21 protein-coding genes are annotated in these 23995 nt (G+C 42.6%); 8 read left to right on the forward strand and 13 right to left on the reverse strand.

The window, feature by feature from the left end; translation table 11 throughout:
* Window positions 1-349: 349 nt before the first annotated feature.
* The 10 genes from HZA08_12600 to xerD all read right to left on the reverse strand — a co-directional run bounded on the left by HZA08_12600 (window position 350) and on the right by xerD (window position 10548).
* Entirely contained in the window at window positions 350-511 is a 162-nt protein-coding gene (locus HZA08_12600; GenBank protein MBI5194262.1) for a hypothetical protein, read from the reverse strand.
* Window positions 508-897, reverse strand: coding sequence for a HEPN domain-containing protein (locus HZA08_12605; GenBank protein MBI5194263.1), 390 nt, complete (start codon window positions 895-897; stop codon window positions 508-510). Before HZA08_12605 ends, HZA08_12600 begins: the two co-directional genes overlap by 4 nt.
* Entirely contained in the window at window positions 878-1198 is a 321-nt protein-coding gene (locus HZA08_12610) for a nucleotidyltransferase domain-containing protein (GenBank protein MBI5194264.1), read from the reverse strand. Before HZA08_12610 ends, HZA08_12605 begins: the two co-directional genes overlap by 20 nt.
* Before the next feature lie 23 nt (window positions 1199-1221).
* The gene (locus HZA08_12615; GenBank protein ID MBI5194265.1) at window positions 1222-1497 is read right to left on the reverse strand and encodes a UPF0175 family protein; all 276 of its coding nucleotides are present in this window, start codon (window positions 1495-1497) and stop codon (window positions 1222-1224) included.
* 85 nt (window positions 1498-1582) lie between these two features.
* Window positions 1583-2545, reverse strand: coding sequence for a hypothetical protein (locus tag HZA08_12620; protein MBI5194266.1), 963 nt, complete (start codon window positions 2543-2545; stop codon window positions 1583-1585).
* A gap of 2 nt (window positions 2546-2547) precedes the next feature.
* A complete protein-coding gene (locus tag HZA08_12625; protein ID MBI5194267.1) occupies window positions 2548-4287 on the reverse strand; it encodes an AAA family ATPase in 1740 nt (579 codons plus the stop codon).
* Window positions 4284-5543: a restriction endonuclease subunit S gene (locus HZA08_12630; protein ID MBI5194268.1), complete on the reverse strand. Its 1260-nt coding sequence runs from the start codon at window positions 5541-5543 to the stop codon at window positions 4284-4286. Before HZA08_12630 ends, HZA08_12625 begins: the two co-directional genes overlap by 4 nt.
* Complete coding sequence (locus HZA08_12635) at window positions 5540-7213, reverse strand: SAM-dependent DNA methyltransferase (GenBank protein MBI5194269.1); 1674 nt, start codon at window positions 7211-7213, stop codon at window positions 5540-5542. Before HZA08_12635 ends, HZA08_12630 begins: the two co-directional genes overlap by 4 nt.
* A 13-nt stretch (window positions 7214-7226) precedes the next feature.
* On the reverse strand, window positions 7227-9494 hold the full coding sequence (locus HZA08_12640; protein ID MBI5194270.1) for a DEAD/DEAH box helicase family protein: 2268 nt from the start codon (window positions 9492-9494) through the stop codon (window positions 7227-7229).
* A 142-nt stretch (window positions 9495-9636) separates the two neighbouring features.
* Entirely contained in the window at window positions 9637-10548 is a 912-nt protein-coding gene (gene xerD, locus HZA08_12645; protein ID MBI5194271.1) for a site-specific tyrosine recombinase XerD, read from the reverse strand.
* A gap of 416 nt (window positions 10549-10964) precedes the next feature.
* On the opposite strand from xerD, the gene miaB reads away from it, so the two are divergent.
* The 3 genes from miaB (at window position 10965) to mtaB (ending at window position 14699) form a co-directional block, all read left to right on the forward strand.
* Entirely contained in the window at window positions 10965-12311 is a 1347-nt protein-coding gene (gene miaB, locus HZA08_12650) for a tRNA (N6-isopentenyl adenosine(37)-C2)-methylthiotransferase MiaB (GenBank protein ID MBI5194272.1), read from the forward strand.
* 273 nt (window positions 12312-12584) lie between these two features.
* Window positions 12585-12953: a VanZ family protein gene (gene vanZ, locus HZA08_12655; protein MBI5194273.1), complete on the forward strand. Its 369-nt coding sequence runs from the start codon at window positions 12585-12587 to the stop codon at window positions 12951-12953.
* A 294-nt stretch (window positions 12954-13247) separates the two neighbouring features.
* Window positions 13248-14699, forward strand: coding sequence for a tRNA (N(6)-L-threonylcarbamoyladenosine(37)-C(2))-methylthiotransferase MtaB (gene mtaB, locus HZA08_12660; GenBank protein MBI5194274.1), 1452 nt, complete (start codon window positions 13248-13250; stop codon window positions 14697-14699).
* A gap of 102 nt (window positions 14700-14801) precedes the next feature.
* On the opposite strand, the gene HZA08_12665 is transcribed toward mtaB, so the two are convergent.
* Window positions 14802-15386, reverse strand: coding sequence for a hypothetical protein (locus HZA08_12665; GenBank protein MBI5194275.1), 585 nt, complete (start codon window positions 15384-15386; stop codon window positions 14802-14804).
* A 122-nt stretch (window positions 15387-15508) separates the two neighbouring features.
* Between HZA08_12665 and HZA08_12670 the strand changes: the two genes are divergently transcribed.
* Together HZA08_12670 and radC are read left to right on the forward strand one after the other, a co-directional pair.
* Entirely contained in the window at window positions 15509-15658 is a 150-nt protein-coding gene (locus HZA08_12670; GenBank protein MBI5194276.1) for a hypothetical protein, read from the forward strand.
* A 53-nt stretch (window positions 15659-15711) separates the two neighbouring features.
* Window positions 15712-16410 (forward strand): DNA repair protein RadC, encoded by a 699-nt coding sequence (gene radC, locus HZA08_12675; protein ID MBI5194277.1) that lies wholly within the window; start codon window positions 15712-15714, stop codon window positions 16408-16410.
* Window positions 16411-16431: 21 nt separating this feature from the next.
* Here the strand turns inward: radC and HZA08_12680 are convergent, their stop codons facing one another.
* Window positions 16432-17553, reverse strand: a complete 1122-nt coding sequence (locus HZA08_12680) for a response regulator (GenBank protein MBI5194278.1) — start codon at window positions 17551-17553, stop codon at window positions 16432-16434.
* Window positions 17554-17651: 98 nt separating this feature from the next.
* On the opposite strand from HZA08_12680, the gene HZA08_12685 reads away from it, so the two are divergent.
* Together HZA08_12685 and HZA08_12690 are read left to right on the forward strand one after the other, a co-directional pair.
* Window positions 17652-18386, forward strand: a complete 735-nt coding sequence (locus tag HZA08_12685; GenBank protein ID MBI5194279.1) for an HAD family phosphatase — start codon at window positions 17652-17654, stop codon at window positions 18384-18386.
* A gap of 197 nt (window positions 18387-18583) precedes the next feature.
* Window positions 18584-19960 (forward strand): class II fructose-bisphosphate aldolase, encoded by a 1377-nt coding sequence (locus HZA08_12690; protein ID MBI5194280.1) that lies wholly within the window; start codon window positions 18584-18586, stop codon window positions 19958-19960.
* Between the two features lie 183 nt (window positions 19961-20143).
* Here the strand turns inward: HZA08_12690 and HZA08_12695 are convergent, their stop codons facing one another.
* Window positions 20144-21460, reverse strand: coding sequence for an ATP-binding protein (locus HZA08_12695; GenBank protein ID MBI5194281.1), 1317 nt, complete (start codon window positions 21458-21460; stop codon window positions 20144-20146).
* A 278-nt stretch (window positions 21461-21738) separates the two neighbouring features.
* Between HZA08_12695 and feoB the strand changes: the two genes are divergently transcribed.
* A complete protein-coding gene (gene feoB / locus HZA08_12700) occupies window positions 21739-23730 on the forward strand; it encodes a ferrous iron transport protein B (GenBank protein ID MBI5194282.1) in 1992 nt (663 codons plus the stop codon).
* Window positions 23731-23995 lie beyond the last annotated feature (265 nt).

A 23995-nucleotide genomic window follows, 5' to 3' on the forward strand; every position in this document is an offset into this window, starting at 1 on the left:
ATGACCCTCGATCCCTTCAAACTTCTCTTCCCTTCAGGGACTTCACCGCCATCAAACCTATAGTACATACAACCCCCATAATATTGGAAAGGAGGCTTACCCCACGACCGGGTTCCCACGCCTCACTGAAGGGTTACCATTAGCCAATTCTAAGCAAGGGTACATCTTATGGGGATCTTATAGTGGAAAATTGCTATTCAAATACTTATTAGAGGACTACGGCCTTGGGTGGTGTTTTGCATGGATATTCTTCAGCCGCTCCCTTGTGATGTGCGTGTATATTATATTTCATCTGCAAGGATAAGTGCCTCCTTATAAAGACCCTCAGATAGGTAATACCTGTGCTTTTTCAATTCACATGACCACCAACAAGCGGTTTATCGTGGTATCCTACAACACCTTTTGATCCTATTACCGGGAACTTCCCTTCATCATTACGAGTGCTCTCTTTAAGTGCAGAGCCATATTCTAAAGTAAGAATCTGCTTCAAGCTGACTTTAGGCCACTTCATTCCTCCTCCAATCCAAGAAGCCTTCTTGCCTCAAAGCGGATAACACGGCAATGAGTAAGTGCCTCTCTCGCTGTTGCTTTGTCTGCTGATTCACCGGGATATCGGACATGGACTCCAAAACCGGTTAGAATCTCAAGAGATGGTCTCAATAATTCCAATGATGGTTGAGCCGGAATTATAAGTTCTAAGAGGATGATCAAGTTATGCGTTTTACCGAAAGGGATATCCTGTTCCTGTAAAATTGCCTTGAGAAATTTCTCTGAGCACTGCTGTGCATGAAAGCAAACAGCATCGTAGTTGGGTCTTTTCCGTGCCCGTATCTCTCTCCCCGCGGTGGCAAAATCTCCCTCGGCCTTTTCTATCCATTCACGGGTGAGCGGCTTCATATATTACCTTTCCTTTTTGGAGAATTTCCTTCAGAAAGAAATCATTCCATTCAATACGTTGACGGACATCCTCCGGTGTTTTAACTAACAGATCGACAGGTATGCGAGGTCTGATTTTTCTCAGGATCTCTGAGGTTTTTCGCAGGCCGGATCCGGCGAATTGTAAAATTACAAGAATATCCACATCAGAATCTTCTGAAGGCTTACCATAGGCATAAGAGCCGAAAAGGATAATCCGCTCCGGATGAAATTCTTGGATTATCCTGTCACGCAATTCGTAAATCTTTTTCTCGTCGAGCAATTTATATTCTCCTCCCTTTATTTCTATTTCGCTTCCACTCCTTCCAGAAGTTTTACCTCTTCCCTGAGATCTTCCGGTGATATTCTTATGAATGGTATACCTTTCATCCCGGCATATCGTATAAATTCAAATCGTTCCATATTAAATATTTCTGCAGCCTTCCCGCTTGACAGCCTACCTTCCCGGTACAGTTCAAGAACAGCCGCCTCTCTTATTAAGTCTGCGCTATCCTGATATGTGGTTGCGAGAGCATCAAGTACATCAGAGGGGAATGATATTTGGATATTTTTTAATGACATATTGCACCTCCAATATCAATAAATATATTTGGGTCTTCTTTAATTTTGTCATAAATTTGCTTTACTTCCGACTTATTAATGACTCCTAAATAATTACAGGAGAAAGCCGCCCCGCTCTATAGCTCTCCAAAAGAGAACTTACTTGATTCAAGTCGTTTATGTTGATAGTTATATCTCTGTTTTGATGTGTTAATTGATTCAGGAAATCCATCCCTCGCCCAAAATCTACAGCGATTTGATCAGTCAAGATGTAACGATCATGTGGTAAACAATTATTTTCATTTAATAGCTCATAAAATTGTAATACAACATCTATTCCAGTTATTCTCCCCCTCTTAAAGCCCCCTATTTGATCTTTCATAAAACTATCGGTCTTGCCTTCTGGTTTTTGACAATGAAAAACTATTTTGCATTTCTCAGGGGCAAACAATATCTTTTCAAGCCATTCAAAAAGGTTTTTAGTAGAATATATAAAATTCGCACTAAAATAAGGCCCATAAAGCTTGTCGCAAATCTCAATAGTTGAGGCATATCGTAGTGCTTTCTTAAAGTTTTGATCAAGAAAAGCATCTTCGTATATTTCACCTTCTTTTAGAGTTACTCCATTACATGCGTAAGAAGCCCTGCCATTTTCAAAGTTAGTATGTTGATAGTTTAATAAGGTTGCTGTTTTTATTTCGCTTGGAATTCCTGTTCCAAGGGGGGCACTTTTTAACAAAAGAATATCTATATAGGATGCTGCGGCCTGTTCATAAACTTTTTCTAAATCACTTTTCTCTCCGGCATAGTCCGGTATCAAACAATAAATAAACCGATTCCTTTTTTTCATAATTTTCAGAAGTTCCTTTATAGCCTTTCGGTCGTTATCATCTACAATTTTGTTGACCTTTTCTTTGATAGCTTCCTGAACACGATAGTCTTCGAATTCAGCTATAAAGCAGTTTTGAACAAAACCTCGTAAGATTCCTATTAATGATTGCATGGCAAAAGTACCTTCTTCAGTAGCTACATCAAAAACTTCAGGATCTAAATAGACATAGAAAAACATAGTTAAAAAAGCTCCTCAAAGCCCTCTTCAAAAAATCCTCCAGGACAATGATCAAGAAGCCGTCCGTCTTCATTAATTCTTAATTCCTGTACTGAAGAGCCTTGCTGACTGGCACCAACATAAAGGAGTGTCACATTTTCGGGTCTTATTTGAGCAGTTTTATCATTTTTCCCTCTCGAAGTTTCTCGTATCCGTCTTAATATGCGAAGGATAAGGTGTTCACTGTGAGTTTCAAGAATAAAGGTGTTCTTGTTTTTCCCAAGAGCAGATTCAATAAAGACATCACCCATCTCTGCCTGCAATGCAGGGTGGAGGTGGATTTCAGGTTGTTCGATAGCAATGATTTTATTTTTGGATGCATAGGCTCCAACAAGGACAGGTAATACTTGGCTAATTCCTATCCCTACGTCACGGTGCGAGACAATCGTATTAGAGCGGAGGTCAATAAGGTTGAGTTCCTGTACATCAGAAATATTTGATTCATAATCTTTCAGGCGATTCATTGCTTCATATATTTCTCCAAACAAGTCATCAGACGAAACAGTCTCGTCATACGGAGTGGTGAACCTTTCCTCTAAGTCCTCTATAATTTTTGTATAATCTTTATCAAGGTCATCAATCGTCAATAAGTTACGTACAACCAATTCATATGGTGTGCTTAGCTTATCTTTATTGCCAAGCCAAGCATTGACCTTCTTTCGGATTTTGAACTCTCTTCTGATGACATCCCAAGCATAGCCACCGCCCGCAAACCAGTTTATGTCCTCATGCTGAGAAAAAGCTATGTGCCGCGAAGGATACGATCGTAATGGTCCCAGATATTGAAACCGGTTTATCTCAGCCTCGGTCATTTCGCTCAGCCCCTGAATCAATTCATTCAAAATAATTGGTAGAAAATTCTTTGTGGCTTCAGCCAAATTATCTTTCCGTGTTCCCTTACGTATAGCGGCTAAGAAAGATGGTTTTGCGTCCAAAGGGTTGCCGTTTTTCAGTAAACACCTTGGCAGGAATTTATCAATCTTTACTGTAAGTTCTCTTAAAAGATCAGTAACTGACTCCCTGAATCCTTCATAATCACTTTCAGAAAGGGTGGTTGAGGTTGTATAAACTTCAACGATAGCCTTGAAGATTTCTCTTAAAACAGGGTGTTCCGGTTCCAGCCTGTCAAACCTGTAGCGGCCATCATTGCGGCGGCTCAGGCGAAAGAGCATTTGCCCATCTCCGGTTATTTCACATGTCCGAATTGATGGTACTTCACGAATAAGCATATCTTTTATTGCCTTCAAGTCTCTCTTGTCAAGTTCGTTTAGTTTCCTGTTTATTTTTTCAAGAAGTTCCTCATCAGGCTTTTCATGCTCTAATTCAGATTGTATGGTTCCTTCTGGCGAGAAAATGCCAAATATGATAGTAATGGTAATTGTTTTAACTGATGCCATAAGTTCAGCAGTTCTACCCGAAAGTCTGCTTACATCAAGCTCCACAGCCCATTCTACATTAAGGTCCTTGTTCCGCCTGTGTACATATTGCCTGAATCCGCCCAGGTCTATTGCCTCTCCGCCTATAGATGTACTGTAAACATCAAGGTCGCCAGTTGCAATAACATGATGGGCAAGGGCAATCCCGTGGATTAAGCTGGATTTCCCTGCACTATTGGCACCAAAAATCAAGGTCAAAGGCTTTATTGGTATTTCCTGTGTTTCAGCAAAAGACTTGAAATTTCCTAAGCTTAGTTTTGTTATCATACGTTCTCCATTCTTGACAGCTCTAAATATTTTGTCTGTTCTTCCATCTCTGCCAAAAGCTCCTTCATGTGCGTCTCACGCCATTTGGCAGTGAGGTCACCGGAAAAGGCTTTTACCAAAAGCAAATCAAAAAGATTATCAAGTTTGTCTATTAGTAAAAGCCGTTTCTCTTCTATTGCATTCAATTGTGATACTAACCCATCACATTTGGTCAGAATGTTTTTGTCTGAAGGATAAGGAACCTGCAAATCAAGTATGTCATTATCAGTTACGGCTGGATATGATGCCCCTCTTGCACTCTCGTTAAGTCGTTTTGTAAACCATTCAAGCCGACTTAGCGTATACAAATACCCAAAGCCAATACCATTCTTTGCTCTTAAGACGCAAAAACCAGTGCTACATATTTGATCATCTAAACCGGCAGGAACAAGAGCGGTGGCCCTCAAATAAGGCCTTACAGTAGATATGAGTACGTCATTTGTTTTTACTATTTGACGAGCTCTGCCTGGTGCATCTACTCCATATAGTGTCTTAATTTGAGCAATCCTTCCCTTAGTGCCATCAATACCTGCAATATCAATATACTTGAAAGGAGTATCTGGACTATCGGAAGGGTCTCTGCGTTCGATCTTAGATACTACTGCCCTGATTGAAGTATGCTTCGATATATTTATGTTGATTGCAGGGTCTCCGAACCTCTTATAAAAAAGTGCCGGCAGGATTTGTTCTGCTTTGGCATCTGCCTCAGCACGTTTCTTTCGCAGTATATCTGCCTGGTCAAGGATTTCTACAATGCGACGTTGCTCAGAGATAGTGGGCAATACAACTTGGGTGTCTCTGATAATTTTCTGATTTATATTGGGTTGTGCTCCTCCTACACGTCGTGAAAGAAATTCAGTAACCTTGGTTCGAAGTGCATACCACACATATTTGTTGTAGGCAACCTTTGGGTCTGGAACTACACTGCATACTGCCTGATTGGTTGCTGCATCTATCCCAAGAAATGCTGTTCTTCCCACTGTTGCCCCGTACATAGCTATCAACACAGCACCTGAAGGAACCCATTTCGCCGAGGATTCCTCCAGACCTTTTTCGGTAATGCTTTCCTCTGTAGAAAGCAAAATATCATCTTTGAGCTCACCGGACTTAACCCACGGAATATCGCCACCATAATAAATAGCCTTATCTTGCGTGAAGGGGGTACCGCCGCTCCCAGTCTGGCAGAATAACGATATCTTGACTTCACGCCACTTCATTCTGCCGTCTCCAATTCCTTCAAAAGCCTTTCAAGACCTTCAGTTATTTCCTTTTCAATAAGCAGAACCTCTTGAATGAGTTCAGCAGGGTCTTCATCCGGCGGCTTCTGTCCCATCTGCGGCTTGTATCTTCCGGCAGCAAGGTTATAGCCATTCTCAGCAATTAGGTCGGTATTGGCCCACCAGCATCGGGACGCTTCTGAGTCAGGGTCAATAACGGCACCTGCCTCAACACCCGGAGGATTTCTGAATCCGGATCCTCTATATGTCTTCCACTGTTGAAGCAAGTCAGGGATATTGTTCTTTTCCGGGGTCTCAGGACGGCCGCCGCCGGTAATTTTGTCAGGGTCATAGCCATCGTTAGTTATTTCGTAGAACCAGACAATTCGCATCTCGCCCCCCTTCTTTAACGAGGTAGGATTTGAAGATGAATTTACGGGCTTTCTGAAGACAAGTATAGCTGTCTTGACTCCTGCGTAAGGCTTGAAGATACCCGCAGGTAATGACACGACTGCAAGGAGTTCAAAATCTTCAACGAGTTTCTTCCTTAACTCTACGTGGGCATTGGTTGAACCAAACAGAAGTCCCTCAGGCACAACAACTGCACAGCGTCCGCCCGGGGTAAGCGCCTCCATCATTACACCGAGGAAAAGGAGTTCGCTCTTCTTTGAGTTTGTAGGCAGGTCTTTACGGATTGATTCTTTCGGTAAAACTCCTGCAAATGGTGGATTTGAAAGGATGACCTTGTATTTGCGGCGAAGGTCTTCATCTGTAAACCCGCCAAGTTCTGAAAGGGTATTAGCCCTCTTTACATGGGCGTTCCTGATGCCATGGAGGACGAGGTTCATCATGGAAATCCTCATCATCTGACGGGAGACATCTATACCGTGGATTGCGTTTTCAAGCAGGCCCCAGTCCGGTATCTTCTCGCCAGGCCCTTTCTTGTAGGTCTGAAGGTTCGGTATAGCAGACTTCGCCTCCTCTATTGTCTGATTACGTTTCTCAAGCCATTCTTCACCATAGACAGGTGTTTCTTTAGGTTCGCTCGAATACTTGGCAAGTATGTATTCCACAGCATCAATCAGGAAACCACCGGTTCCACAGGCAGGGTCATAAATGGTATCCCCAAGATCAGGGTCAACCATCTCAACCATCATAGTCCTGACCTGTCTTGGTGTCCTGAACTGTCCGTTCAATGCTGACTGACCAAGGTGAGTTAACAGGTACTCAAAAATATCACCCTTAACATCAGTACCAAGCTTGCCGAAATCAATCGCATCAATTTCATCTATTACCTGTTTCAGTACATTGGGGTCAATAATCTCAAGAACTGCATCCCTGAAGTAATCAGCAATCTGAGGGTTCTCTCTTACTAATGAGGCCATGTAAGGAAAAACATCATCACGGACAAAATCACGAAGGTCTGTCCCGCTTTTGAACCGCCACTTTGACCAGCGATAACGTTCCGCCTGCTTTGGGAAAAGTAGCCTTGCATTACCGTTCTCTCCGGTGAGTTTCGTCTGAAGTTCCCTGTTTACCTCCTCTTCGTCAAGCAGTTTCAGATAGACAAGATATGAAAGCTGTTCAATGTAGGTAACAGGATTGGTAACACCGCCTGCCCATAGGGTGTCAGTTATACGATCAAGTTTTCTTCTCACTTCCTGATTCATCTATTCTCCAATCTCAAGCGGTCTTCTTTATAAAGATGGATGTGTTCATGTCTTCAATAATTTCTTTGAGGCTCTTTTCCCCAAAGAGTTCTATGCCCAGCCGTGCGGCATTCAGAATTGACAACGGCGGCTGGAAAAGATCATTCAGGTCAACCTTTCCTTTGACAATCCCCCTGTTCTTGAGCAGGGAGAGATATTGCGATTGTTCAGGAGTAAGGTTCTTTGTTACAAGCCATGCATGGAAATTATCTGTGAGTTCCTCTTCACGGCTCTTTAACCTTAAGCTGCCGAGGGCAGCACGAATAAAGTCTATAAGCGTTCCGCCGGGCCTTTTATATGCCCTGCGGAGGTTTTCCTCATTAAAAAACATTTCAGGGCGATTCAATCTGTCTGAAAGATTCTGTTCTTCCTCTGGGGTTAGTTCCTCTTCTGTCCTGATCTTTTTAAGGATTTCATCAGTATTAGATGATGTCCTTACAGCCTTTTCCCAGTTGGTTATATACTCTTTCTTATCAATGCGTTCTCCAGCCGGTCCAATCTCTACATAGTTGACTGCCTCAAGCCATTCGTCCTCAAGGCCAAGCTCTATGAGATCACGGTGCGGCTTACATTGAGATGCAGGTGCTGATATGGCAGCATGACCGCTTCCTGAGCCTGTAAAAATATCTGTATCGCTGTCATTGAAGTATTCACGGTTTCTGAAAAAATCGTAGATGATGAACTTTTTCTTGTTAATGTGCGGGGCTGTACGGGTACCGCGCCCCCTGATCTGCTGATACAGAATCGGGCTTCTGACCTTACGGCACATAACCAAATGAAGTACCTCTCTACAATCAAACCCTGTGGTGAGCATATCAACACTAACTGCAATCATGGGATATTCTTCGTATTTGAATCTCCTTATAAGGGCATCAGCATTTGCTACGTCAGAGGTTATTACCTCTGCATAATGTCCTTTATGTTCCGGATGCAGCTCATTAAGGTAATGAGTCAGCCTGGCAGCATGATGTTTTGTTATGGCAAAGACTATTGCCTTGCCCGGGCCAACCTTCTGTTTAGATGCAAGCTCTTTATAATTCTCCCATGCAAGGCGGTCAAACTCTTTCATCATTTTTTTATTGGTATCTTCGTTAGTCCACTGTCGCTCAAATTCTGCTGGATCATAATGCTCTTCCTCAACATTAACACCCTCTGCTATAAACTCGGTGATACCCTCAGCAAATTTGTATGGTGCAAGAAAAGCTTGTTGAAATGCTTCATGGATGGGATATGTAAAATCAGGCACGCCTTCCTGACACAAATAAAAGTTAAAGGTGTTACGTTCTATATACGCGGCTGGTGTAGCCGTCAGTCCTATATGAAAGGCATCGAAATGCGTTAGTGCGGTCTGCCAGGAACCGTAGATTGAGCGGTGGCATTCATCTGCAATAACCACATCAAAATACCCGCTGCTGAATTCCTCATATCTTCCGATCATTGTCTGGAGGAGGCATACTGTGATCTGTTGCTCCTGCCGCATCATTCCCGGTTTAAGCCAGTAACTCCCATGCTGGGTAAGAATATCCTGCATGGCCTCTACTGCCTGTTTTGCAAGCTGTTCACGATCTACCAGAAAAAGAACCCGTTCTGCCTGACCTGCCTCAAACAGCCGTTTCAGATAGAGACAAACAAGGTCTGTCTTGCCTGTTCCTGTAGGAAGTTCCATTAGAAATCGCCGCTTCCCAAGTTCAACTACATGGTCAAAGGCCTTCATCGCCTCTTGTTGATAAGGCCGGACTATTCGCTGTTCGCCTTGCCTGCTGTAATAATCAGGAATCTGTATCAAGGCCAATGGCCTTTTCTCTTCTCTCAGATGTAGCAGTCTTTCAAGATCACGGCGGGAGTAGAATGAATTGACAATACGGGCATCATCATTAGTATAGTCCCAGAAATAGATAAGCTCACCATTCGTCAGGAAGATGAAAGGTGCGCCCATCTTTTTTGCAAGTGGAAGGGCCTGTTGTTTTGCTGTGTACGGGTGTATTGCTGATCTCTTCGCCTCTATTATGGCGAGGGGGCGCCCATAGGTTGATTGTAGTACATAATCAGCCCGGCCGGTTGGGATAACATCTCCATCTTTTGCATTTTTATAAGGCGGGGTTTTTTCAGTTATAGTTTCATTTAATCCATGGGCTGTTATTTCAGTTAGAACCTGAGATTTATCTGAAGGGTCCCACCCAACCTTACGGAGAAGGTCATCAATTATTATCCGTGCATCTGTTTCTTTTGAATAGTTTTTCATTTTTCTTTTAGGTGCTATTTAAACCTTTTGTATCATAGACGATATTATACAAAGAACGTTGTGATTTACAAGGAATTTTATTATTCGTATTGAAGCTGGGAAAGCCGTTGCTATCCTATTACATTATTATGTACAAAACTCACTACGGCCTTGGGTGGCACTCTGCATGTATCTTCTTCAGCCGCTCCCTGGTGATGTGGGTGTATATCTGTGTCGTGGATATGTCCGAGTGGCCTAACATTATCTGTACTGAACGGAGGTCTGCCCCGCGCTCAAGAAGGTGGGTTGCAAAGGAGTGCCTCAGGGAATGAGGGGATATGTCCTGATTGATCCCTGCCATCCGGGCATATTTCTTAATAACCATCCAGAAGGTTTGCCTTGTAAGCCCCCTTCCCCCCCTTCCCAATGACGAGATAAATACATAAGAAGATGAGCGTCCTTTAAGTATCGCCGGCCTTGACCTTTCTATATATTGTTTTAACCTCTCAAGTGCATATTCCCCCATAGGCACAACACGCTCCTTTCCGCCCTTGCCTGATGTAGTGATGAACCCTATCTCAAGGTTGATATTGTTGTATTTGAGGTTCACGAGTTCAGACACCCTCAGACCGGTTGCATACATGAGTTCTATCATTGCCCCGTCTCTTATGCTTAAATGACTCTCTTCCCCAGGTTGTTTTAATAAAGTTTCAACCTCTGACATGGAGATGGTCTTGGGAAGGCGGCGCCAGCCTTTCGGGGTCTCTATATTTAACATCGGGTCTCTCTCAGTAACACCTTCATGTACCAGGAATTTATGAAACTGCCTGACAGAAGACAGATGCCGCTGGATTGATGAAATGGCAAGGGATTTAGTCTTCATTAAACCCATAATAAACTCTCTCACCAGACCGGCGCTTACATTATCAGGTGATGTTATCTCTCGTTCATTCAGAAATGAGATGTAACCTGTAAGGTCGTTTTTATATGACTCCAGAGTGTTTTGTGAGAGACCCTTTTCAACGGCTAGGTAGTTGAAGAAAACGGGTAGTAAAATTTTGAAGTCTTTTTCCATGAGTAGAAATTATATTACATCATGCCTGTTTGAAAGACAAAGAGAAATTATTTGCACATTAATTTGTGCGGTTATTTTATGCTTTGCACATTAAGATGGCAGTGAAAGATGTTAGTCGGCAGGTATTAGTGAAATGAAAATAAGGAGATTAGGGGTAGGCACGGGAATTGCTTTATCCAATATTGCAATTTCATGGCAAACATTGTAACCTACTTTAGTAAGCAGTAAGCAGTAAGCAGTAAGCAGTAAGCAGTAAGCAGAAGTAAGAAGTAAGAAGTAAGAAGATAGAAGATAGAAGATAGAAGATAGATGTTAGAAACAAAAAGACCACGACTTGAATTCCCTCCCCTTCAAGGGGAGGGTTAGAGCCTGCCCCCGAAGTAGTAATCGGGGGGTGGGGATGGGGTTATTTTATATTGAAACAACTTTTTATAAAAACATTCGGCTGTCAGATGAATGAGCTTGATAGTGAGAAGATTGCCGGGGTGCTGTCAGGGTTGGGCTATTCACTCACAGATTCACCGGATAATGCGGACATGGTTATCCTGAATACTTGCAGTGTCAGGGAGAAGGCAGAGGATAAGTGTTACAGCGACCTTGGAAGGCTTAATGAGCTGAAAAAGGAGAAGCCGGAACTGGTTATAGGTGTCGGCGGATGTGTTGCCCAGCAGGCAGGGAAGCGAATAGTTGAAAGGGCCCCTTATGTTGACATGGTGTTCGGCACTGACAATATCTCGGATATACCCGGCCTTCTGGAAAAGAAGAGGGCAAGGTCAAAAAACAGGGTAGCGACCGAGAGACGCAGGAAGAGGCTTTTATTACAGGACGAAGATGAGTATAGGCTTCCTGTTCAGAGGAACCATCCTTTTAAGGCGTACATAAATATCGTTGACGGCTGTGATAAGTTTTGTACATTCTGTGTTGTCCCTTTTACACGCGGCAGGGAGAGAAGCAGACAGCCGGAAGACATCATCAATGAAATCAGGGGGCTTGCAATATCAGGCTATAAAGAGGTTACCTTGCTGGGACAGAACGTAGATTCTTATGGAAAAGATATGAGGGGGCAGACGGACCTTGCCGGCCTTCTGGAAATGATACAAGAGATTGAGGGGATTGAGAGGATAAGGTTTGTAACGTCTCATCCGGCAGATTTCAATGATAAGTTAATATATGCAATGAGGGAACTGTCAAAGGTGTGCAATCATGTGCATCTCCCGATTCAATCAGGTTCTGATTTAATACTCGAAAGAATGAAGAGGAATTATACCTATCAGGAGTATAAAGGAAAGATAATCAGACTACGTGAGGCTATACCTGATGTTACTATCACGACGGATATAATATCCGGGTTTCCCGGTGAGAGTGATGAAGATTACAATAAAACTATTGACGCGCTGGAAGAGATTCAATATGATGCTGCCTTTACATTCAGATATTCAAAGAGGCCGTTTACCGTTGCAAGGAGTTATGATAATCAGGTGCCTCTGAATGTGAAGAAGGAACGTTTAAATAATGTGATAGAACTTCAGAACCGTATCACACTTGCTAAAAATAAAGAATGTGTCGGTAAGGAATTTGACATCATGATTGAAGGAGAAAGTGTAAAGGGGAACGGCAATATGACCGGACGTACGAGAGGTAATAAGATTGTTCATATTCCAAGGCAGGAAGGGATGTCTGTTGGTGATATATTACAGGTAAAAATAACATCAGCAACGGTTGCGTCTTTGAGTGGAGAGGTTATCAAAGACAGTGAGCAGTGAGCTGTGAGCTGTGAGCAGAAGGAAGAAGTAAGAAGTCAGAAGCAAGATTCAAACGTAAGTACCTTCGCATTCAAGGGGAGGGTGATATTTTTTTCCCCCCTCCCTTGACGGGAGGGGGTTAGGGGGAGGGTGAGCTATGGAGATTTTCGGATGAACTCCCATGAACCAAGGGTTCACAAAGGGCCATGAAAATCAGCGGGACAAGAAAGTCCCGCCTATCCTCATAGATATGGATAGGCGGGGTTTTCTTACCCCGCCGTAGAGGATTTTCGGATGAAACGTTTTATCTTTTTATGGGGCCCGGTTATATTCTTCGCCGGGCTTGTATTTACAGTCTCCAGTATGTCACATCCTATAGACAAAGATCCCTTTAGATACTTTGACAAGGTAGCACACATATCAGAGTATGGGTTGTTTGCATTGCTTCTTTTCAGGGCGCTAAATGGAACATTGCATAGAAAGAGTTTTATATTGTTGGCTGTTGTTACAATATTAATTATTCTTGGATACGGTATCAGCGATGAGATTCATCAGTACTTTGTACCTGCGAGGCAATCGGATATTAAGGATGTAATTGCCGACGGGATTGGGGCGACGTTAGCGATGATGACGGTGTTTATTAAGAGAAGGATTTTTGGATGAATTCACATGAGCTGCGGGCATACAAATGGCAATGAAAACCCCACCCTCACCCGGACCCTCTCCCTGAGGGAGAGGGTGCTATGTTGATTCCCTCCCCTTCAAGGGGAGGGTTAGGGTGGGGATGGGGTTGATTTTCGGATGAACCGTCATGAAACGGAGGTTTCACAAAGGAGGATGAAAACCACCCCCCCCCAAGCCCCCCCTTGTTAAGGGGGGGAAAGTTCCTTTGGTGCTCAATGGCCAACGGCAATCCCCCCCTTTGTTCAAGGGGGGGCATGGGGGGGTGATTTTCGGATGAAACGAATAGCTTTTTCCACATTAGGCTGTAAGGTAAATCAATACGATACTGCTGTTATAGAATCGGCTGTTATTGGGACGCAGGATTATACAATCGTTCCTTTTGATGATACAGCGGATATTTATGTTGTGAACACCTGTACTGTTACAGGTAAGGGGGATGCTGAATCAAGAAGGTTAATCAGGAAAGCTGTCAGGAGTAACAAGCATGCTCAGGTAGTTGTTACCGGCTGTTATGCACAGACTAATCCTGAGGAGATTGCTGGTATTCCGGGTGTGACGATGGTTGTCGGGAATGAAGAGAAATACTCACTGGTGAGTTTACTGAAAGATGCTGGAGATATCGTTGTTCCCCCTCACCCTAACCCTCTCCCGCATGGGGAGAGGGAATTTTCTATTGATATGACGGGGGCTAAAAGCGGGAATGTCGGTGAGAAGGTTTTTGTCGGGGACATCTTTGATAACTCTTCTATGCAGAATCAGGGTATTACTAAATTCCCCAACCATACACGTGCATTTATGAAGGTTCAGGATGGGTGTGACAGCAGGTGTTCTTATTGCATTGTACCGTTTGCGAGGGGCAGGAGCAGGAGTTTAAACCCTGATAAGGTAATAAATCAGATTAAGCTGTTTGAAGGCAACGGGTATAAAGAGGTGGTGTTATGCGGGGTACACCTCGGCGGATACGGCAGGGATATTGCCGGCAGACTTACATTGTCAGTACTTATAAAAAGGATAATCTCAGAAACCGGTATCCGGCGAATCAGGCTGTCTTCTATAGAGCCGCGGGAGATAACAGATGAGCTTATAAACCTGATGGCATCAGAGGACAGGATTTGTAAACACTTTCACATTCCACTTCAGAGCGGGGATGATATGGTGTTGAAGATGATGAACCGGAACTACACTGCCGGTTTTTTTGAAGACCTTGTATTGAACATAAATGAGAATGTAAGGGATTCCGGAATTGGCTGTGACGTAATGGTCGGTTTCCCGGGAGAGGGAGATGACCATTTTGAAAATACATTTAAATTCGTAGAGAAGCTTCCGGTAAGCTATCTCCACGTATTCTCATATTCTCCGAGGGCCGGGACAGCGGCATGTAATCTTAAAGAAACAGTGAGAGGTGATGTTAAACAAAAAAGAGGAGATGCGATCAGGAAGCTTGCAGATGTAAAGCATAATGAATTTGTGAGGAAATTTACGGGAAATATTTTTGATGTCCTGATAGAATATGAAAAGGATGAGGTAACAGGATTTCTCAAGGGGTATACTGGAAATTACCTGAAGGTGTTGATTACTGAGAATAGCGATTATGACGACAATGCCCTTATGAATAATATTGTAGATGTTCACATTACCGGGATTGTTAATGGAAACCTTGCAGGAGAGGTTGGGAGAAAGACAGTTAGAAGTAAGAGGCAAGATGTAACCCCACCCTCACCTTAATCCTCTCCCTGAGGGAGAGGAAGTTTCCTTCCCCGACATTGAATGGGGGAGGGTTAGAGCTTGCACCCGAAGTAGTTATCGGGGGGTGGGGATGGGGTTGTTTCAGCCTCTGCTGAAAATTGCTGCGACATCTTTTATCCTGTCCCTTGAGGCCATAACAAAGACGGTATCACCCCCGATAAGGGGGAGGTCGTTCTCGGGGATTATTAACATGTTATGATGGATAACAGCTATTATGATTGCCCTGTGAGGAAGCAGCAGATTGCCGATCTCTTTGCCCTCGGCTTCGGAGTCTTTTTCAACGGTGAGTTCATCAATAGTATAGCCGCCGCGCCGCATATATTGCTTTAATTCGTCTAATTTTGATTTTATGCCCTCCTCTCTGAGCAGGTTAATCTCTTTTTCGAGATTGAGGATATCCTGTTGCAACGTCTTGATTCTGCTCAGATGCTCCCTGATGTTTTGGTTTTCAAGCATTTCTTCAACAGGGTGCTTACGTAGTTCATATACTGTTTTCCCGATTTCGGAGTATAGTTTTTCGAGTTTTTTCTCAAGCTCATAAATTTGGTAGAGAAGTTTTGCTACCTGCGTATTTTCGCTTGTTGTAATGGCTATTTCAAAAACACCCTTCTTTAAACCATCCAGTGCAATGGATAGTTCCCTGTATATGCGGCTGAATTTATTCATGAGCCACAGTATAAAGAATAGGGGGCAAGGGGTCAAGGGGTAATAAGAATAGTAAGCAGGTAGCAGTAAGCAGATAAAGCACACCACACTGCTTACTTGAAGAGATTTTATAGTGAACTTCCATGAACCGAGGGTTCACAAATGGCCATGAAAATCAGCGGGACAAGAATGTCCCGCCTATCCTCATAGAAATGGATAGGCGGGGTTTTCTTACCCCGCCGGAGATATTTCGAGTGAACTGTCATGAAACAGGGATTCACAAAGGAAAATGAGAATCCCCCCCTTTGTTCAAGGGGGGGTGGGGGGGTATTTTCGAGTGAATGACATGACTGACCCAAAGGTTTGTATAAACGAATGGCCGGAGGATGAGAGGCCGAGGGAGAGGCTGGTTAGGGAAGGGGCTGAACGGCTTTCGCCTGCACAGTTGCTTGCTATTCTTCTCAGGACAGGTAGTGAAGGGAAGAGTGCGATTGAACTTGCCATGGAACTGATAAACCGTTTCGGTGATTTCAGGGCAATGTCCGGGGTGACAGTACATGAGTTGTGTTCTGTTAAGGGGATTGGTATTGCAAAGGCATGTCAGATTAAGGCGGCACTTGAGATAGGTAAGAGGTCTGCGTCATTCCCTCTCAACAAGAAAAGGAGGGTTATATCAAGCAAAGATATATATGATGTCTATCGCCATTACATACAACACTTCCATGGCCTGAAAAAGGAGATATTCAGACTGGTGATGCTGGATGGGAAAAACAGGATATTTTCAGATTATGTAGTTTCAGAGGGCTGCCTGACATCAAGTATTGTCCATCCGAGAGAGGTATATATACAGGCGATAAAAAACTCTGCCGCCTCAGTAATTTTTCTCCACAACCACCCAAGCGGTGACCCAACCCCAAGCCCGGAAGACATAGAGATAACAAAAAGGCTTATCGCCGCCGGTGAACTCATAGGCATAAAAGTCCTTGATCACATAATCATGGGTGAAGGAGAGTACCTCAGCTTTGCGGATAAGGGGTTGTTGTAAAGTCCGTTGTCCCTATTGGTGTTAAATCTTCCCAACCTGCTTGTCCACGTCTGCTTTAATCCTGAGCCACTTTTCAGGAGGGACAGTGAAGAAGGCATCAACTATCTCAGGGTCAAACTGGGTGCCTGCGCATCGTTTGATTTCATTTCTTGCAAAGCTGTCTGATAGTGCCTTCCTGTATGGTCTGTCGGTAGTCATAGCATCATAAGTGTCTGCAATGGTGAAAATTCTTGCACCTATGGTTATGTCGTTTCCTTTCAAGCCCTGCGGGTATCCTGTTCCGTCATATTTCTCCTGATGATGAAGGACTATTGTGGTTGCCTCTTTCAAAAAGGGTATGTCCTTTAACATCCTGTATCCATACTCTGTATGTTTTCTCATTTTAACCCACTCTGCGTCGGTTAATCTGGAAGGTTTTAACAGGATGGAATCGGGTATCCCTATTTTCCCTATGTCATGAAGTATCGCCCCCCTTGAAAGAGTTTCCTTCTGATGCTGTCCAAGATTTAATGCACTTGCTATTTCGAGGCTGTATCCGGCAACCCTCTGGGAGTGACCTTCGGTTTCATTATCCCTGTAATCAAGGGCAGTGGAAAGTGTCTCGAGGGTTGTATTGTAAGTAACCTGAATCTCTTCAAGTGCTTTCTTTAATTCAGAGGTCTTGTGCTGTTCTAAAGAGAGAAGACCCCTGATTTCAGATGTCTGGTCTTTTACAATCTCTTCTAATTGATTCTGATACATCCTGTTTTCCAGTATGAGCCGTCTCTTATCCTGTGCATTTCTGAGGCTCAAGACAATCTCTTCAAGGTTGAAAGGTTTTAATATATAATCATAAGCCCCTTCCCTCAATGCCTCGATTGCAATATTTACATTTGAAACCGCTGTTATCATGACCACAGCCGTATCAGGATGAAGCAATTTAAGGCTCTTGAGGAACTCAACGCCATCCATGCGGGGCATCATTATATCGCTTAGAACCAATGGAAAAGGCTTTTCTGCCATAATCTCAAGGGCAGTTAAGGCATTATCCACCGGAGTAACCTTGTATCCTGTGTCCGATAACTTTCTTACAAGGATTTCCCGTATAAGTGGCTCATCATCAACGACAAGTATTTCGTTATTGTTTGTTATAAGGTTCTTCACAATATAATTCAGAAAAAAGTTTCTATTATCTAATAATAATGTAACAATAATGTCAATGCTAATAACTGGCCTTATATAAAATTTATTCGGCACATTCAATGGGATTATTGCTGAGATATTGCAATATAATTACACTTCATGTTATATTCCTTCCATACATGATAAAGGCTATTATCTTTGATTTTGACGGCATTATAACGGACAGTGAGCCGGTACACCTCAAGATGTTTCAGCAGGTCCTTTCAGAACTTAATATTACTATCACTAAACAGGAGTATTACGAGACATATCTCGGGATGGATGATAAAGGATGTTTTTCTACAGTTCTTAATGCTCATGGGATTGAACCCTCACCTGAAATTATTCATTCTTTGATAGAAAAAAAGACAAAATATCTTATGGATTATATAAAAAATTCTGTTTTTATTTACCCGGGTGTTGTGGAATTTGTAAATAAGGCAAAGGATATGTTTAGTCTTGCAATTGCATCCGGTGCACTTCGCCATGAGATAGAATTTATTCTGCATAAGGCAGGGCTTCACTCTGCATTTGATTTTATAGTAAGTGCAGAGGATGTGATGTACGGCAAGCCTGACCCTGAATGTTTTATTAAGGCATTAGAGAGATTTAATAATTATTCCGACCAGCGGATTACACCTGCTGAGTGTGTTGTTATCGAGGATTCCATTGCAGGGATCGAAGGTGCCATTGCAGCCGGAATGAGGTGCATTGCAGTAACTAATACTTATGGCAGTGACAGGCTTACGATAGCAGACGTGACAGTAAAGAGTTTAAGTGAGGTTGATGTTGAGAATATTGATGGAATGTTCTGATGCAATTCAGTGAGCTGATGTTAGAAGCAAGAAGTCAGAGGCAAGAAGCAAGAAGCAAGATTAATAAGATGATTCCCCCCCGGCCGGGGAGAGGGTACATAGATTATCCCCTCCCCCTTGAGGGGGGAGGGTTAGGGTGGGGGTGAGCTTTGGAGATTTTCGAGTAAAACCTTAAACTTCTTACAAGGGGGTGGGCTATGAGGTACAGGGATATAGATGAATTGAATGTTTCACTGAAGGGTGTTGTAGATATTGGAGCCGGCAGGGTAAAGGTTGTAAATGAGAATGTCGTTCGCGGTGATTTGCTGGACAGGTTAGTCTTTAATGCGGTTTTTAATGAAAATGCTGAGATATTAAAAATGTCACACCGGCTGATAAAGGCGATAGCCTTTGAACTTGGGATTAAGTCTGCATCAATACAGGGCTTGTATGATGCAATGGGCAGGGGAGAGGTAAGCGGATTCTCAGTTCCGGCAATAAACATACGCGGGCTTAGCTATGAGGTTGCAAGGGCAGTAGTGCGGGCAGCAATTAAGAATAATTCAGGTGCATTTATATTTGAGATAGCAAGGTCTGAGATAGGTTATACAAAACAGTTCCCTGATGAATATGCAGTGGTGATGATTGCAGCGGCTTTAAAGGAAGGATACAAAGGACCTTTGTTTATTCAGGGCGACCACTTTCAGGCAAATGCAAAAAAATATCAGCAGGACCCTGCAAAAGAGATTGATACACTGAAACAACTTATTAAGGACGCTATAGAAGCCGGGTTCTACAACATTGATATAGATTCATCTACACTTGTTGACCTTTCAAAATCAGATTTGAAAGAACAGCAGAGACTCAATTTTGAGATAGCAGCAGAGCTTACAGCTTATATCAGACAGCTTGAACCTAAAGGTGTAACCATATCAGTCGGCGGTGAGATTGGAGAGGTCGGCGGCCAGAACAGCACTGTTGAAGACCTCAGGGTGTTTATGGAAGGATACCTTGAGACACTTGCCGGCAAAGGCGGTTTATTAAAAGGGATCAGCAAGATAAGTGTGCAGACAGGTACATCACACGGCGGTGTTCCGCTGCCTGACGGAACAATAGCAAAGGTAAAACTCGACTTTGACACACTTGAGAAAATATCTGAGGCAGCAAGGAAGGAATACGGACTGGCAGGCGCAGTTCAGCATGGGGCATCTACACTTCCTGATGAGGCATTCCACAGATTCCCTGAAACAACGACTGCAGAGGTTCATCTTGCAACCGGTTTCCAGAATATGACCTATGACAGCAAGGCATTTCCGCAGGCATTTAAAGAAGAGATTTACAATTATTTGCGGGAGAAATGTGCAGAGGAGAAAAAGGCAGGGGAATCCGATGAGCAGTTCATTTACAAGACCCGCAAAAAAGGCTTCGGCCCTTTCAGAGAGAGATTCTGGACATTGCCTGAACCTGTACGTAAGTCCATTGGTAATGAACTTGAGGCTAAACTTGATTTCTTATTTAAGAAACTGAATGTGGTGAATACGTATGATGCGGTTGCAAAGTATGTAAAACCGTCCGAGGATTATCCGGTATTGTAGGGCTTTGTTGACCCGGAAAATACAGATGAACAGTTATGAGCCAGTGGCTCACAAATGGCAATGAAAACCCCACCCTCACCCTAACCCTCTCCCTGAGGGAGAGGGGGCTATGTTGTGATTCCCTCCCCTTCAAGGGGAGGGGTAGGGTGGGGATGGGGTTGATTTTCGGATGAATCTTCCATGTTATGGAGATTCCGAATCAAGTTCTATTAAAACCCATTTCCAAATCGGCAGAATCCTTATTTCCTTATTCGCTGTTGTCTCTGTCCCTTCTTCATCTTCTGTAAGGATAATGAGTTGTGACGGTTTTAGCTCTGCAGATGCATCTACTAATGCATTTATTTCTCTGTCCTTTACCCTTTTGTCCGACAATGACACAGTAACCTGAATTGCCGTTTCAATCTTTAACCCCTTCTTTACTATGAAATCAACTTCTCTTCCTTTGGGTGATTTCCAGTAGAATATCTCTTTGTTCCTCCTCATCAATTCCAGAAAAACAACATTTTCGTATAGGTGACCTAGGTTTTGTGAAAATTTAAAACTGATAGAATTACAAAGGGCAGTATCAATACAGAATATCTTTGACGGATTATATATCTGCTGTTTGATTGAATACGCAAATAAGTCTATGAAGAAAAATAAAAAAACATCGCTCAACGCATCAAGATAATTCTTAACTGTGTTTACGCTTTTTACACCAATCAAATCACTCAGTTTTTTGTAACTCTGTACTGTTCCAATATTTGAGGCAAGAAATAAGGTTAATTCCTTTATCTCTCTGATATTTCTTATTGAATACCTTGCTATTACGTCCCGGTAAATTATGTCCCTGAAATACTGCTCCAACAGGGATGTATCATTAATCTTGACGACCTCAGGGAATCCGCCTGATTCAAAATATTCACTGAATATCCTTTTAATCTCTGCCCGCTCTTCCCGTATATGGAAACTTTTTTTATTAATTAAATATCCTTTAAATGCAAGAAACTCTTTAAATGAGAAAGGCCACACTATAATTTGCCTGTTCCTTCCTGTTAATGCAGAAGATATTTCAGACCTTAACAGAGCGGCATTAGACCCTGTAATAAATAATTTTATATTTTCAAATTCGTATAATCTGTTGACCCATTTTTCCCACCCATTTATATTTTGAATCTCATCGAGGAAGAAATACTTTTTCCCCGCAGGATTTTCTATCTCTATAAATGTCTCATAAAGTGTTTCAAAATCCTTTATTGTAAAATCAAGGAATCTTTCGTCTTCAAAATTCAGATATAAAACATTAGATAAAGGTACATCAAACTTTTTAATAATATCATCGCAAACAAGCCTCATGAGCGAAGACTTGCCGCTTCTCCTTACACCTGTCATTAAGACTAGCTCTTTTTGTTTTAAGAAGCGTTCCAATGTTTCCTGAATGTCCCGCTTTATAAGACCTTCTTTGGCAAGAAACTTTGACTTGTGTTCAATGATTAATTCTTTTAGATTATTTTTATCCATAATATTTAATAAATAGTCAGGCCATACATTGCATTACTATTATAATATTTAGCAAAATATATTGCAATAGCAATGTAATATAATGATTTATTATATTGAACATATATAAATTCTCGAAGGGGGGGCTATGGAGAACTTCGGATAAAGGTACATCACTCTATTTTTTGATTGACTTACCCATTCATATCATTTAAACTGTTGCTAATTGAAAGTGATAACCAGTATCAAAATGCCATGTATATGACAATGTGCGTGGCTGAATTGAAAATACCTTATACATGCATAATCATGATAGCGGAACGGCTGTTGTAAGTGCTGATAAAAAGATTATTATAGTTGGAAATCCTAATGTAGGAAAGAGTGTTATCTTCGGCCTTCTTACAGGCAGATATGCAACAGTCTCAAATTATTCAGGTACCACTGTAACCATTACATCAGGAACAACCGTGCTGGACGGTGTGGACACCCCTGTAATAGATACCCCCGGCGTTAATAACCTTATTCCCATGTCAGAAGATGAGGTTGTAACAAGGGATATACTCCTTAGTGAAAATATCAGTCTTGTTGTACAGGTTGCTGATGCAAAGAACCTGAACAGGGGGTTATTGATAAGCCTCCAGCTTGCAGAGATGGGGCTCCCATTTTTCCTTGTACTTAATATGTGGGATGAGGCGAAGAGCCGCGGGATTGATGTTGATCTGAAAAGGCTCTCGGATGCTATCAGTGCAACGGTTATCCCTGCAGTAGGTGTTGAGAAAAAAGGTTTAAAAGAGATCAGGGACGCCCTTTCTGAGAAAAAATATCCTTCTATTAATATTAATTACGGTGTGATAATAGAAGATGCAATCAAAAAGTTAGAACCCTGTCTTCCAGAATCAAACATGTCAAACATATCTAGACGTTCCATTGCACTTATGCTTCTTGCAGGGGATGTAAGCATCATGAGATGGCTTGGAGGACTTAAAAATCAAGGCAGTACCTCTCTTTTAAATAATATTGAGACTATCCGTAAGGAGACGCAGGAAAAATTTTATGAACCACTTGGATATGTGATCAACCAGAGAAGGGTTAAAGTAACCCAGAAGATATTTTCAGATGTCATATCAAAGTACCGGACTGATAGAAGTACTGTTTATTCTCATCTTGGGAGATGGGCCATGCACCCTCTCTGGGGTATCCCTGTGCTTGCTGTCGTGCTCTTTCTTATGTATGAGTTCGTCGGGGTATTAGGGGCACAGACCTTTGTAGACCTGCTGGAGAACAGGTTGTTCGGCGGTTATATAAATCCGTTTCTTATATCCTTAACAGCCTCTTTTATTGCAGATTCATTTTTTAAGGACCTTCTGGTCGGTGAATACGGCATAATTACAATGGCCCTTACTTATTCAATAGCAATAATACTGCCTATAGTGGGAACCTTTTTTATTGCATTCGGTATTCTTGAAGACTCGGGCTATCTCCCAAGGCTCGCCATCATGGTGCACAAGATATTTAAGCTCATGGGACTTCATGGAAAGGCTGTACTTCCAATGGTACTTGGATTGGGCTGTGACACAATGGCGACACTTACTGCGAGAATTATGGAGACAAGAAAAGAACGCATATTAGTAACCCTCCTCCTTGCACTGGGTGTCCCTTGTTCTGCCCAATTAGGGGTGATACTCGGAATGTTGGGAGGGGTATCATTCCTGGTGACCCTTCTCTGGATTTCTATAGTTGTACTTGTCCTGTTTCTGGTCGGGCTGATTGCCTCGATGGTGATCAAAGGTGAACAGTCTGATTTTGTATTTGATATTCCACCTCTCAGGATGCCTGTACTTTCAAATATTATCTTTAAGACATTTTCAAGGATAAGCTGGTACCTGAAAGAGGCTGTGCCGCTTTTTATATTAGGTACTTTGATATTATTTACCCTCGATAAATTGAATGTGCTGAAATTTATGCAGGTACTTGCATCTCCTGTGGTTGTAAACTTTCTTGGTCTTCCGTCAAAGGCAACGGATGCTTTTCTTATCGGATTCTTACGCAGGGATTATGGCGCCGCCGGCCTGTATGCACTTGCATCCGCAGGTCAGTTGAACCCGAATCAGATACTGGTCAGTCTGGTAACAATAACACTATTTGTACCTTGTGTTGCAAACCTTATGGTTATGATAAAAGAACGCGGGCTGAAGACAGCACTTGCAATTGTGCTATTTATTTTTCCGTTTGCATTCTTTGTCGGAGGGGTGGTAAATTTCACACTGAATTTATTCAGGATAAAGTTGTGATGGAGATGGAAGAAGCAAGAAGTTAGAAGTAAGAAATAAGAGAGAAGAAGACTAAAGGCTGAAGGCTGAATCAAGCCCCCCCCCCTCCCTTGACGGGAGGGGGTTAGGGGGAAGGTGAGCTATGGAGATTTTCGGATGAACCGTCATGAAACGGAGGTTTCACAAAGGAGGATGAAAACCACCCCCCCAAGCCCCCCCTTGTTAAGGGGGGGAAAGTTCCTTTGGTGCTCAATGGCCAACGGCAATCCCCCCCTTTGTTCAAGGG

It is taken from the genome of Nitrospirota bacterium (assembly GCA_016212215.1).
GTDB lineage: Bacteria > Nitrospirota > 9FT-COMBO-42-15 > HDB-SIOI813 > HDB-SIOI813 > JACRGV01.